Here is a 12,436-nt window from a genome sequence, read left to right as displayed (position 1 = left end):
TCGTCGACGAGAGGTCCTCTCGATGCACCGTCCTCGCCCGTCCGCCCCGCGCCGCGCCCGCGCCACGCGCGCGGCCGCCGGCCTCACCGCCCTCGCGCTCGCCGCGAGCGGGGCCGTCGCCGCCGCGACGACCGCCGCCGCCGCGCCGACCACCCCCCTGACCGCCACGGCGGCGGCCACCACCCCGACGCCCGACTCCCCGAACGGCGACGCCGCCCTCAACGGGTACCGCAACGTCGGCTACTTCATGTCCTGGGCCCCGGAGAACTACGGCTACACCGTGCGCGACTTCGTCGAGTCGGGCCAGGCCGAGCAGATCACCCACGTGAACTACGCGTTCGGCAACATCCACCCGACCGACCTCACGTGCTTCCTCGCGGACGCTCCGGGCACGCCCGAGCCGGGCGGCAACGACGGCGCCGGCGACGCGCAGGCCGACTTCGTGCGAGCCGTCTCCGCCGAGGACTCGGTGGACGGCGTCGCGGACGAGCCGGGCCAGGCGCTCGCGGGGAACTTCAACCAGCTCCGCAAGCTCAAGGAGGAGCACCCCGACACCAAGGTCCTCATGTCGCTCGGCGGCTGGACCTGGTCCAAGTTCTTCTCGAAGGCCGCGGCGACGCCCGAGAGCCGCGCGAAGTTCGTCGCGTCGTGCATCGACCTCTACATCGACGGCAACCTGCCCGTGATCGACGGCCGCGGCGGCCCCGGCGCGGCCGCGGGCCTGTTCGACGGCATCGACGTCGACTGGGAGTGGCCCGGGGCCCCCGACTGGTCGCAGCACCCCGAGAACCACGTCGACCCGGTCAACGACAAGGCGAACTTCACCGCCCTCCTCGCCGAGTTCCGCAAGCAGCTCGACGAGCGCGGTGCCGCGCAGGGCAAGGACTACCTGCTCTCCGCCTACATCCCGGTGAGCCCCACCGTGGTGAACGCCGGCTGGGACGCCCCGACGATCTTCGACTACCTCGACTACGGCAACATGCAGGGCTACGACCTGCACGGTGGCTGGTCGCCGAACCTCGCCGGGCACCAGGCGAACCTGCACGACACCTCGCAGCCCGGCACGATCTCGCTCGAGGACGGCATCGACCTCTACCTGTCGCGCGGCGTCGACCCCGCCCAGCTCACGCTCGGCATCCCGGCGTTCGGCCGCGGCTGGTCCGGCGTCGGGGCCGGCGACTCGAACGGCGCCTGGCAGCCCGCCGCGGGCGTCGCCCCCGGCACCTACGAGGCCGGGAACAAGCAGTACTTCGAGCTGCGCGACCACGGGACCGAGTACTTCGACGAGGTCAGCGGGGCCTCGTGGCGCTACGACGGCGACCAGTGGTGGAGCGTCGACACGCCGCGCGCCGTCGAGTTCAAGGCGTCGTGGATCACGGAGAAGGGCCTCGGCGGCTCGATGTTCTGGGACCTCGCGGGCGACTACGAGGACGAGCTCGTCGGCACGGCGGCCGACGTCTACCGCGCGGCCCCGGCCGGTCCGGTCGACCCGACCGCGCCCGGCTCGTGCTTCCCGGGCTGGAACCGCAGCACCTCGTACGTCGGGGGGCGCGTCGTCTCGCACGAGGGCGTGAACTACCGCGCCGCGTGGTGGGTCCGCACGAACGTCCCGGGCACGGAGAAGTGGTACCCGGCCTGGCGCGTCGTCGGCACCTGCGCCTGACACCCTGACGGTGCGGTGCGCGGCCTCTGCCGCGCACCGCACCGTCCGTCGCTCAGCGCAGCCAGCCGCGGCGCTTGATGTACGCGAGCGGGATGACGGCGGCGACGAGCGTCACCAGGACCGTGAGCGTGAACCCGTACGGCCGGTCGAGCTCGGGCATGTGCGTGAAGTTCATGCCGTAGAACGACGCGATGAGCGTCGGGGGCAGGAACACCGCGGTGATGATGGTGAAGACCTTGACGATCTGCGCCTGCTTGACGTCGAGCGACGTCATGATCGCCTGCTGCAGGTAGCGCACCTTGTCGTGCTCGAACCCGGCGTGCTGCTTCACGCCGTCGACGTCCGCGACGAGCGTCTCGACGAGCCCCGCGAGCACGGGGTCCGAGTCCGCGATCTCGCTGCGCAGGTGCCGCGCGGCGCGCGCGAGCGAGAGCTGGGACTCCTGGGCGCGCGACACTATCTCCTCGGCGCGGTTCATGCGCGTGATCGTGTCCTGCATGTCGCTCACCCCGATCTCCCGGCCGCGCGAGTCGACTCCGCGCGTGGCCTCGTCGATCTCGTCGGACATGTCCTCGAGCAGGTCGCTCGCGTAGGACACGACGCGGTCGGCCGCCTCGTTGAGCGCGTAGAGCAGCGCGTACGCGACGCCGTACGACGAGCCGATGAGCCACGGCGTGCGGCGCATGCGGGCGATCGCCTTGTCGAAGACGGCGTAGTGCCGCTGCGGCTGGGCCGTCACGACGACGTCGGCGGACAGGGCGAGCACGATGCGCTCGTCCACCACCCGGTCGCCGTCGCGCCGGGTCGCCGTCACCGGCAGGTAGACGTGCGCGTCCGTCTCCCAGACGCGTCCTCCGGCGGCTGCGAAGTCGACGCCGTGCTCGGCCGCGCGGGCCGCGGAGCCGGGGTCACCGACCGCGACCTGCACCCAGCGCGAGCGCAGGACGCGCGGGTCGAACCGGGGCGAGCCGTCGCCGTGCGCGCGGGCGTGCAGGTCGAGCCCGCCGCGCGCCGGGGCGGGCAGGCGGGTCTCCGTCCCGGGGGCGAGGCCGGGGGTCTCGGGCAGCATCGTCGTCATCACGCACCGCCGGCCGTGAAGTGCGCGGTGAGGAGCGCGGCGCAGATGAACAGGTAGAGCCCCACGGTGAAGGAGATCGACTGCCGTTCGAGGTTCGGCCGGCGCGTGCGGCGCCGCTCCTCGCGCGGGGCGCGCAGGGGCGTCCGGGCGGGGCGGGTCCGCACCGGGGCGGCGGGGGTGGTGGTCGGCGTGGTCGCAGGGGAGCGCTGCGTCATGGTGGTCGTCCTTTCCGGCGGGCGGACGGCACGGGCGCGGCCACGGGCGGGCGGCGCGGGTGCGTCGGCGGGGGAGGTCCGGCGGCGCGCACGGGGCGCGCGCGGAGCGCACTGGCGACCTCCCCGCGCGGGACGGACGACGGCCGGGGACGCAGGGACCTGCGTCGGCCGGGCTCAGGCGTCGGGTCGCGAGCCACGGGGGGTGAGCGCGCAGTGCACGGATCTATGACTGCTGCCGTCAGGCATGGGGCTCACCTCGCTCTCGTGGCGGCGGCGCCGTGGGCGCCGCACCCGGGTCGGGGCGCACGGGGGTCGTGGCCGCGACGGGGATCGAGGCCAGGCTAGCCCTCCGGGCAGCGGGCAGCAACCGTCGAGGTGCGGGCGTCGGCCCAGGTGGCGGCCGTGTGACGAGCGGGAAACGATGAGGTGATCCCTTGTTTACGGAGGGTTGTTAACATTTCATCCGGTCGACGGGCGACGAAGCCCCCGGACGGAGGGTCCCGACATGTCAGAACAGCAGGACTACATGGTTCCCGAGCCGGTCCGTCGCGCGGACTCGCGGTTCGCGCGACGGCTCGAGCGGCTCTCGTCCCGCGCGCAGGAGGTCGACCGCGCGCTCGCCGCCGTGAGCGAGGGCAAGGGCGGTCTCGTGTGGACCGCCGAGCACGGCATGGGCGCGAGCGCGACGCTCGAGCTCGTGTGCGAGGCCGTCGCGACGCACGAGTTCGCGCAGCCGACCGTCACGCTCCGCTGTCGGCCGCCCGCGGGCGTCCCCGCTCCCGGGTCGGCCGTCGTCTCCGTCGTGTCGCAGGTGTCGCAGCTCGCGGGCGGCGTGGTGCCCGAGCGGCTCACGCGGGTCCTCGAGCCGGTCGACCCGGGCTTCGGCTACCTGCCCGAGGTGGCGGCGGTCGCGCTCGCCGAGCTCCTCGTCGCGACGTTCGACGGCGCGACCGTCGTGCTCGTCGCCGACGACCTGCACCTCCAGGACGAGCTGAGCCGGTCGGTGCTCGCGAGCCTCGTGGCGCAGCGGCACGCGCCCGTCGTCCTGCTGGGGACGGCGCCCGCGGGCGCGCTCGACCCGTCCGCCGGCCCGTTCGAGCTGCGCGCCGTCCCGCCGCTCGCGTCGGCCGACGCGCTCCACCTCCTGCTCGTCGAGCGGCGGCTCGCCGTCGCCCCGCACGTCGCGGCGCGGCTCGCGCACCTCCTCGGCGGCAACGCCGCGGCCATCACGCAGACGGCGGCGCTCCTCACCCCCGAGCAGCTCTCGGGCGGGTCGATCCTGCCCGACCCGCTGCCCGCCGTCCCCGCCGTCCGGTCGCTCTTCGCCGACCGGCTCGCCGCGCTCAGCGAGGCGGAGCGCCAGGCGCTGCTCGTCGCGGCGGTAGCCGTCGTCGACCGCACCGAGCTCGTGCTGTCCGCGACGGGGCTCGCGATGGAGCAGGTCCTCGACGGCCCGCTCGCGGAGCACCTCGTCCTCGCGGGGGGCCGCTTCGCGTTCGTCGACCCGCGCATGCGCTCGCTCGTCCACGCCGACGCCCGCCTCGCCGAGCGCACGGCGGCGCACGTCGCGCTCGCCGAGGCGCACCGGCGGGCGGGGGAGGAGGACGTCGCGGTGTGGCACTCGGCGCTCGCGACCCTCGTGGGCGACCCGGCGCTCGTCCCGGGTCTCCTGCGCATCGCGCGCCGCCACCTCGACCGCGGCGACGTCGTGTGGGCGCACGAGGTCGCGCGCGAGGCGGCGAGCCAGGCGGGCGCCGAGCATCGCGCCGAGGCGTTCGCGATCGCCGGCGTCGCGGCCCTGCGCTCGGGCCACGTGCAGGACGCCGCCGACTGGCTGCGCAAGGCCTCGCGGAGCGGGGACGACGCGCTGCGCGCGTGCACGCTCGGCCCGCTCGTCGCGGCGCTCACGCTCGCCGAGGGCCAGGTGCCCGACGACGTCCTGTCGCCCTACCTGCGCGGGGGCCGGCCGGACGGCCTCCCCCCGGACGCCGTCGCCGGGGTCGTGACGGGCGTGCTCACGGCGGCGCGGCTGCACGCCGAGCGGGGCGACGGCGTGAGCACCTCCCAGCTCCTCGACACCGCGACGTTCCTCGCGTCGTGGTGCGAGGACGACGCGACCCCGGCCCGTCTCGCGCTCGCCCGCTCCTGGGCCGCGGTGTTCGGGGTGGGGGAGCGCGGCGTCGTGCCCGACGTCGACCTGGGCCCGGACCACGAGGCCGCGCTCCAGGTGAGCCGGGCGCTCGGGCTCGCCGCCGACGACCGGCTGGACGACGCCGCGCAGACGCTCGCGAGCGTCGTCGCCTCCCTGGCCCCGGTGCGCGACGGCGGCCGGTGGTTCGACGGCCCGGACGCCGCCCTCACGCCGCTCGCCGAGGCGCACGTCCGGCTCGCGCAGGCGCTCGTGCACCTGTGGCGCGGCACCCTCACGCGCGCTGCGGACGAGCTCGCCGAGGCCGCGTTCCGCCTGCCGCTCGGCCTGCCGTTCGCGGGGATGGGCGTGGCCGCCGCGCGCCGCCTCGACATGATGACCCGGGGCGTCGTCGGGCCCGTCGCGACGGCGCTCGAGGAGACGTGCGCGAGCCCGACGTCGCGGCCCGTGCGCCTCGGCCTGCTCGTGGACCGCGCCATGGGCGCCGCGTTCGCCCACCACGTGACCCAGGCCGCGACGCTGCTCGAGCTCGCCGCGGAGCGCGAGCGTCCCGACAGCGCACGCATGCTGCCGCTGCCCGGGCTGGACGACGTCGAGGCCTGGGTCGTCGCCGGGCGCCATGACGCGGCGCAGCGCGCGCTCGCGCGGCGCCGGGTCGACGCCAAGGAGCTCCCGCCGTCGCTGCGGTCGGCGACGCTCGTGCGCGCCGACGTCTCGCTCGCCGCGCCCGAGGACCTCACCGCGCCGCTCGAGCGGGCCACGCGCGTGAACCGCACGACGGCGTCGCCCTACGAGCACGCGCGGACGGACCTGTGCGCCGCGCGCGCCCTCGTGCGTGCGGGCGAGCTGCAGCGCGCCCACGGCCTGTTCCTGTCCGCGATCGAGCTGTTCGACGACGCGGGCGCGGACGCCTGGACGACGATCGCGCTCGACGAGCACGCCGAGGTGGTCCGCCTCCTCGGCGGCCCGGTGCCCGAGGACCTGACCGCGGCCGTGCCGGGGGCGCCCGGCGTCCTCGGCGGCGGGGCCGTCGTCCCGGGCGGCACGTGGCCCGCGGCCCCGCGGGCCGGGAGCATGCACGCCGCCCTCGGGGTCGCGCGCGCCGGCGTCGAGGCGCAGGCCGCGCTGCGGCCCGCCCCGCCGGACGCGTGCCGGCTCGCGGTGCGCGAGAGCGACGTGACGGACGAGGCGCTCGCGGAGCTGCGGGGCCGGTGGGCGGACGAGCTCACGGAGCGCGAGCTCGACGTCGCGCTCCTCGTCGTCCAGGGCGCGTCGAACCGGGAGGCGGCGGACCAGCTCTACCTGTCGGTCCGCACCGTGGAGGTTCACCTCGGGCGCGTGTTCCGCAAGCTCGGCGTGCGCTCGCGCGTCGAGCTCACGGTCCTGGCGCACCGCGTGGGGCGCTGAGCCGGGGTCGATTCGGGGCCTCTCGTCAGCATCTGTCCGCTTTTGTCCTACGGGTCTTCCCCTACGCCGACCGCGCGGAGGAGCCGCGAACACTGCGGGAAGCGCGGATCACGCGCGGGTCCCCTCGTGGCTACGTTCGGGGTGACCTGAGGGCAGGGCGGCCCGGAGCACCGTGCCGCCGCAGCTCCCCGTACGAGCACGAGGCAGGACCCATGGACGTGTCCCTCTCCACCCGACCACCGCGCCCGGCCCGGCGGCGCGGCGCGCGCCTCGCGGCGCTCGCGACGGCGGCCGCCCTCGTCGGCGGCCTCCTCGCGGGCGTCGCGCCGGCGCAGGCGGCGCCGACCGCCACGGCGGCGGTCGGCAACCCCGGCGACAGCGACGTCAACGGCTACCGCAACGTCGGCTACTTCACCCAGTGGGGCGTGTACGGCCGCGCCTTCCCGCTCAAGAAGGTGCAGGACTCCGGCGCGGCCGCGGACCTCACCCACATCAACTACTCGTTCGGCAACATCCACCACCAGAACCTCACGTGCTTCATCGCGAACAAGGCGCAGGGCACCGGGCCCAACGGCTCCGACGGCGCGGGCGACGCGTGGGCCGACTTCGGCATGGGCTACACGGCCGCGAACTCCGTCGGCGGCGTCGCCGACGCGTGGGACCAGCCGCTCGCGGGCTCGTTCAACCAGCTCAAGCAGCTCAAGGCGAAGAACCCGCAGCTGCGCGCCCTCATCTCGATCGGCGGCTGGACCTGGTCGAAGAACTTCTCCCGCGCGGCGGCGACGCAGGCGTCCCGCGAGAAGCTCGTGTCGTCGTGCATCGACCTCTACATCAAGGGCAACCTGCCCGTGATCGACGGCCGCGGCGGGCCGGGTGCGGCCGCCGGCGTGTTCGACGGCATCGACATCGACTGGGAGTGGCCGGGCTCGAACAACGGTGAGGTCGGCAACTCGGTCGACCCCGTGAACGACCGCGAGAACTTCCGGCTCCTGCTCGCCGAGTTCCGCAAGCAGCTCGACGCATACGGCGCGCAGACCGGCAAGCACTACCTGCTCTCGGCGTTCCTGCCCGCCAACCCGGCCGACATCGCGGCCGGCGGCTGGAACGACCCGCGCATCTTCCAGTCCCTCGACTACGGCAACGTGCAGGGCTACGACCTCCACGGCGCCTGGGACCCGGCGCTGGCCGGCCACCAGGGCAACCTCTACGACGACCCGGCCGACCCGCGGGCCGCGAGCCGCCAGTTCAGCGCGGACAAGGCCGTCCAGGAGTACCTGCGCGCCGGCGTCGCCCCGAGCCAGCTCGGCCTCGGCCTCGCCATGTACGGCCGCGGCTGGAAGGGCGTCACGTCGTCGCAGCCGTGGTCGGCCGCGAACGGGGCGGCCCCCGGCACGTGGGAGGCGGGCAACGAGGACTACGACAAGCTCCGCACGCGGGGCCAGGACTACTACGACCCGACGACCGTCTCCGCCTGGCGGTACGACGGCGACCAGTGGTGGAGCTACGACAACGCCCGGTCGGTGGCGGCCAAGGCCGAGTACATCGACCGGCTGAACCTGGGAGGCGCCATGTGGTGGGACCTGTCCGGCAACCACGACGGCACGCTGCTCGGCGGCTTCACGGACAAGGTCCGCACGCTGCCGGCCGGTCCCGTCGACGGCACGAGCGGCCCGACGAACCCGCCGACGAACCCGCCCACCAACCCGCCGACCAACCCCCCGACCAACCCCCCGACCACCCCGCCGACGGACCCGACGGCCTGCGTGGCCGCGTGGTCGGCCGCGACGGTCTACACGGGCGGGGCGACGGCGTCGTTCGAGGGCAAGAACTACCGCGCGAAGTGGTGGACCCAGGGCGACCGTCCGAGCGCGGGCGGCCCCTGGGAGGCGACGGGCGCGTGCGGCGGGACCACCCCGACGACCCCGCCGACGACGCCGCCCACGAACCCCCCGACCACGCCGCCCACGACGCCGGGCACGTGCACCGCGCCGGCGTGGTCCGCGACGGTGGCCTACACCGGGGGTGCGACGGTCTCCTACCAGGGCCAGTCGTACCGCGCGAAGTGGTGGACGCAGAACAACGTCCCGGGCGCGGAGCAGTACGGCCCGTGGCAGGCCCTCGGCGCGTGCTGACGCCCTGCCGCCCCTCCTGACGGGGGACCACCGGGGCGGCCCGCGGGTACGGGGAATCCCGTACCCGCGGGCCGCCATCGTGTGGTTCTCCCGCATCTCGACCAGCCCTCGCGCTCGTTAGCGTGAAGGGGCCGACGAGGACCTCCGCAGCCCTCCCCAGTGGGTTGCGGGGCTCCTCCGACCGTGAAAGGCGGTCAGCGTGCCCGTGCGTCACCGAACGACCCGACCCCGCACCTCCCGTCCCCTCCCGCCCTCCGTGGCCTCCGCCCTGCCCGTGGCCCTGACGGCCGTGCTCGGCGCCGCGCTCCTCGCGGGCTGCACGAGCGGCTCCGCCGACGCCGGGGCGGCCGTCGACGGCGGGTCGGGACCCGCCCAGGCCGAGGACCACGGCTCGCACGGCGACCACGCCGACGCGGGCAAGGTGCCCGTCGGCCCCCTCCAGCTCCCCGGCGCCGACTACTGGTCGGTGCTCCAGCCGGCCGACGGCGTCACGCAGGTCCGGGCGGGCGGGTGCCCCGAGGACGCGGCGTGCCCGAGCTTCGAGGTGCTGACCGGTGCGGCGCTCGACGGCGTCGACCCCGCGTCGGCGCTCCTGCCCGACGGCGCCACGTGCCCCGGGACGGACGCGCTCGCGGCCCGCGCGGTCGGCGACCCCGCCGAGTCGGACGTCGAGGTCGCCGGCACGCCCGCGACGCTCGCGCGCTGGACGCTCTCGTGCGTCGACGCCGCCGGGACCGAGGTGCGGACCGTCGAGCAGCTCCAGTGGTACGTGCCCGACGCCCCCGGCGGTGCGGTGCTCGTCGTCGACCGCTGGGCGTTCGAGGGGCTCGAGTCGCGCCTCGCCGCGGGAGGCTGGGCGTCCGCCTGACGGACCCCGGCCCGCACCGACCACGACGGCCTCGCACCCGGGAGGGTGCGAGGCCGTCGTCGTGCACCCGGCCGTGCCGGCGGCCGGGTCAGCTCTTGCGCGTGCGGCGCGTCAGCAGCACGACCGCGGCGCCCACGGCGGCGAGCCCCGCGGCGACGGCGGCGTACAGGCCCACGGTCGCGCCCGTCGTCGCGAGCGACGAGGACGACGAGCCGGTCGCGACGGTGCGCGAGACCTGGGACGCCGTCGTGGTCGTCGTGGGGTTCCCCTGTCCCGGCGGGTTCGTCGCGCAGTTCGGCGACGACGGCGGGTAGTCCACGCTGACGACCGTCTCGGGGTTGACCTGGAAGAGCACCTGGACGCTGGGGCGCACCCAGTCGAACTCGTCGCCCTCGACCCACTGCCCGTCGACGAGGCTCCAGCCGGGCCAGTCGGCGCCGCGGCCGTCCGCCCCGACGACGGCGCCGGGCCACAGTACGCGGCCCTGCAGGGGGAGGCCCGACTGGACGACGTCCGCGCCGCCCGGGTTGAGCCACGTGATGGTCGCGGTGTCGTTGTCCGTGCCGGTGACGGCGATGGCGTACTCGAGGTACGGGACGTCCCCGTCGCAGACGGGGGACAGGGTGGTGAGCTCGATCGTCGGCTCCGGCACGTACGTGTCGTCCTCGGCGGCTCCCGCGACCGGTGCGGTGAGCAGCACCGCCGTCGCGGCTGTAGCGGTGACGGCCAGCGCGCGGCTCCCGGCGCGGCGTCCTCCCGACGTCTTCATGGTGATTCCTGTCCGTGGGCGGGAAAGGCTGTTCGTGGAGAGGGAGCCGTGCCCCGAGGTCCCTGATACGTGCAGGTGCCACACGCGCGCGAGGTGTTTCCGTCCTGCCAGGCTAGCGAGGCGGGCGCCCGAGTTGGACGCTTGTCCAGGGTGAAAAAGGGGCGGTGCGCCGGATCGTGACCGCGCCGTGACGCGACCCGCCGCGGCTCAGCCGCAGGGCGCGACGTCCACCGTGCGCAGGCCCGGCTGGGTGGTCGTGGGCGTGCTCCACACGTCGAGCGAGGTCGCGGCGGCGGTCCCCGCGTCCCGCGGCGTCGTCGTCGTGAACGACAGGGTCGTCGACTGGCCGGGCGCGAGGTCGACCATCGCGGAGAGCGCGCCGCGGCCCGCGACGTCGCCGGGCTGCGCCGGGAGCGGGGCGTCGTCGCGGCGCAGGCCCGAGACCTGCCCGTCGCGCGGCGGGTAGAGCACGACGAACGTGCGCGTGACGCCCGGCTCGACGCCCGCCGTGCCGCCGCCGGTGACGTACCAGGGCAGGCTCGTCGCGGCGTCGGCCGGGGCGGACGACGCGAGGTCGACCTCGAACGTGTCCACGCGGTCCGCGGCCGTGCACGTGCTGCCCGCGAGGCGCACGTCGCTGCCGAGGTAGACGCCCATCTTGCCGCCGGTGCCGTCGTTGAGGAACACGCCGACCGAGCCGGCAGCCTGGTCGGCGGTGTCGATGTCGCCCGCCACGACCGTGCCCGCGAGACGCTCCTGCTCCGCCTCGCGCGCCGACCACAGCAGCACGCGGTGCTCGTCCGCGCCGCGCACGAGCGCGTCCCGCGCGACGGCCGGGTCGGCCCCGCCCGCGAGGAACTCCTCCAGGACCTGGGCCGCGACCGCCGCGAAGAACGTGTCCGTCTGCTCGCCGGGCTCGAGCTCGGCGTACGCGTCGGAGAGGAGGGTCTGCACGACGTTGCCCGCGTCGAGGTCGACCGCGCCGCCGTCGACCGGGACGGTCACCGGGCCCGTGGCCTCGAGCAGGTAGGAGAGCGCGACGGGGTCGGTCGCGACCACGCCGTCGACCTGCTCGCCCTGCGCGCGCTCCCACATCGTCGACGCGAGCGCGGCGGTCGTGGGGAAGTCCGGCGTCAGCGGGGTGTCCTGGAGGTAGCGGCCCACGCGGTCCGTGAAGAGCTCCTCGACCCCGGGGTCGAGGGGCAGCACCGGCTCGTCGAAGGACGGGAAGCCGACCGTCGAGGCCTGCCGCTCCAGCGTCACCCTGCCCTGGTCCGCCGAGATCACCGCCAGCGCGCCGGGGATCCCGCCGCCGGCGCGCAGCTCGGCGTTGTTCAGCGCGAGGACGAGGTAGCGGCGCGGGCCGTCGGCGCCGAGCATCGCGGGCGCGAGCGCCGTGAGCCGGTCGGCGGTGCGGACCACCGTGCGCAGGTCGTCGGTGCGCGCGACGAGCGCGGCGTACGGGTCGGCGACCTCCGCGTGCAGCGCGTCGCGGTCGACGGTCGCGAGGCGCGCGTCGATCGCGTCGAACGCGTCGGCGGCGCGCGCGACCGTCGGGGCGGCCGCGACGAGCGGTGCGAGGTCGACGCCGTCGCCCGTGAGCGCGAGCCCGTCGCCCTCGACGCTGCCGAGGGTCTGCGTGAGGGACGGCAGCACGACGGCGGCGAGGTCGTCGGCCGTCGCGGCGGCCACGGAGAAGGCCCGCACGTCCTGCCCGTAGACCGGCAGGTGCGCGGCCAGGGACCACAGAGGTCCGTCGGTGTGCGCCCGTGCGGAAGCGGTGAGGGGCTGGACCCGATCGAGCGCGGCGTCGGCGGCCGCGACGTCGCCGTCCCGGAGCGCCTCCTCGGCGGCGGGGACCTCGTCCAGCGCGCGCGTCAGGGCGTCGCGCGCGGCGAGCGCGTCCCGGGCGAGGAGCCCGGCGCACACGACGAGCGCGACCGCGAGCAGGATGAGACCCCAGCCCAGCCAGGCCGCCCGGCTCCGCCGACGGCGGGGGTGGCGCGGCGGGGCGTCCCGCTCCGTCGTCGTCATGCCTCTCAGCGTAGGGGCCGGGGATGGCAGGATCGGGGCCGTCGCGGGTGAGGTTCGGGTGAACCGCGGGGCGTGCAAGGAACGCGCGCCCCGGGACACAGAGCGGTTGACAGCCCGCCCC

The 12,436-nt window shown here is 75.7% G+C and carries 8 protein-coding genes; 4 read left to right on the top strand and 4 right to left on the bottom strand.

Annotated features, from left to right (window positions below; genetic code table 11):
• Positions 1 to 22: 22 nt before the first annotated feature.
• A complete protein-coding gene (locus RSE42_RS15925; RefSeq protein WP_415297081.1) occupies positions 23 to 1,663 on the top strand; it encodes a glycosyl hydrolase family 18 protein in 1,641 nt (546 codons plus the stop codon).
• Between the two features lie 52 nt (positions 1,664 to 1,715).
• Here RSE42_RS15925 and RSE42_RS15920 read toward each other — a convergent pair whose 3' ends face one another.
• On the bottom strand, positions 1,716 to 2,741 hold the full coding sequence (locus RSE42_RS15920) for a CorA family divalent cation transporter (protein WP_415297079.1): 1,026 nt from the start codon (positions 2,739 to 2,741) through the stop codon (positions 1,716 to 1,718).
• The gene (locus tag RSE42_RS15915) at positions 2,741 to 2,956 is read right to left on the bottom strand and encodes a hypothetical protein (RefSeq protein WP_085387325.1); all 216 of its coding nucleotides are present in this window, start codon (positions 2,954 to 2,956) and stop codon (positions 2,741 to 2,743) included. Before RSE42_RS15915 ends, RSE42_RS15920 begins: the two co-directional genes overlap by 1 nt.
• Positions 2,957 to 3,461: 505 nt before the next feature.
• On the opposite strand from RSE42_RS15915, the gene RSE42_RS15910 reads away from it, so the two are divergent.
• From RSE42_RS15910 to RSE42_RS15900, 3 genes are all read left to right on the top strand, one after another.
• Complete coding sequence (locus tag RSE42_RS15910; protein ID WP_415297077.1) at positions 3,462 to 6,512, top strand: LuxR C-terminal-related transcriptional regulator; 3,051 nt, start codon at positions 3,462 to 3,464, stop codon at positions 6,510 to 6,512.
• A 212-nt stretch (positions 6,513 to 6,724) separates the two neighbouring features.
• Complete coding sequence (locus RSE42_RS15905; protein WP_415297076.1) at positions 6,725 to 8,644, top strand: glycosyl hydrolase family 18 protein; 1,920 nt, start codon at positions 6,725 to 6,727, stop codon at positions 8,642 to 8,644.
• 256 nt (positions 8,645 to 8,900) lie between these two features.
• Positions 8,901 to 9,512, top strand: a complete 612-nt coding sequence (locus RSE42_RS15900) for a hypothetical protein (RefSeq protein WP_085387328.1) — start codon at positions 8,901 to 8,903, stop codon at positions 9,510 to 9,512.
• Positions 9,513 to 9,600: 88 nt separating this feature from the next.
• Here the strand turns inward: RSE42_RS15900 and RSE42_RS15895 are convergent, their stop codons facing one another.
• Positions 9,601 to 10,281: a hypothetical protein gene (locus RSE42_RS15895; protein WP_085387329.1), complete on the bottom strand. Its 681-nt coding sequence runs from the start codon at positions 10,279 to 10,281 to the stop codon at positions 9,601 to 9,603.
• A 207-nt stretch (positions 10,282 to 10,488) separates the two neighbouring features.
• Positions 10,489 to 12,315 carry a DUF4012 domain-containing protein gene (locus RSE42_RS15890; RefSeq protein ID WP_415297073.1) on the bottom strand — a complete coding sequence of 609 codons (1,827 nt, stop codon included), beginning with the start codon at positions 12,313 to 12,315 and terminating at the stop codon, positions 10,489 to 10,491.
• Between the last annotated feature and the right edge of the window lie 121 nt (positions 12,316 to 12,436).

Source organism: Cellulosimicrobium sp. SJTW-1 (assembly GCF_047716875.1).
GTDB lineage: Bacteria > Actinomycetota > Actinomycetes > Actinomycetales > Cellulomonadaceae > Cellulosimicrobium > Cellulosimicrobium funkei.
The sequence above is the reverse complement of the archived record's forward strand: the minus strand, read 5'-3'. Positions and strand labels throughout refer to the sequence as shown.

Bases quoted from the DNA above. Each gene is read 5' to 3' on its own strand.
- RSE42_RS15925 (WP_415297081.1), top strand. From the start codon at position 23: ATGCACCGTCCTCGCCCGTCCGCCCCGCGCCGCGCCCGCGCCACGCGC.
- RSE42_RS15920 (WP_415297079.1), bottom strand. From the start codon at position 2,741: ATGACGACGATGCTGCCCGAGACCCCCGGCCTCGCCCCCGGGACGGAG.
- RSE42_RS15915 (WP_085387325.1), bottom strand. From the start codon at position 2,956: ATGACGCAGCGCTCCCCTGCGACCACGCCGACCACCACCCCCGCCGCC.
- RSE42_RS15910 (WP_415297077.1), top strand. From the start codon at position 3,462: ATGTCAGAACAGCAGGACTACATGGTTCCCGAGCCGGTCCGTCGCGCG.
- RSE42_RS15905 (WP_415297076.1), top strand. From the start codon at position 6,725: ATGGACGTGTCCCTCTCCACCCGACCACCGCGCCCGGCCCGGCGGCGC.
- RSE42_RS15895 (WP_085387329.1), bottom strand. From the start codon at position 10,281: ATGAAGACGTCGGGAGGACGCCGCGCCGGGAGCCGCGCGCTGGCCGTC.
- RSE42_RS15890 (WP_415297073.1), bottom strand. From the start codon at position 12,315: ATGACGACGACGGAGCGGGACGCCCCGCCGCGCCACCCCCGCCGTCGG.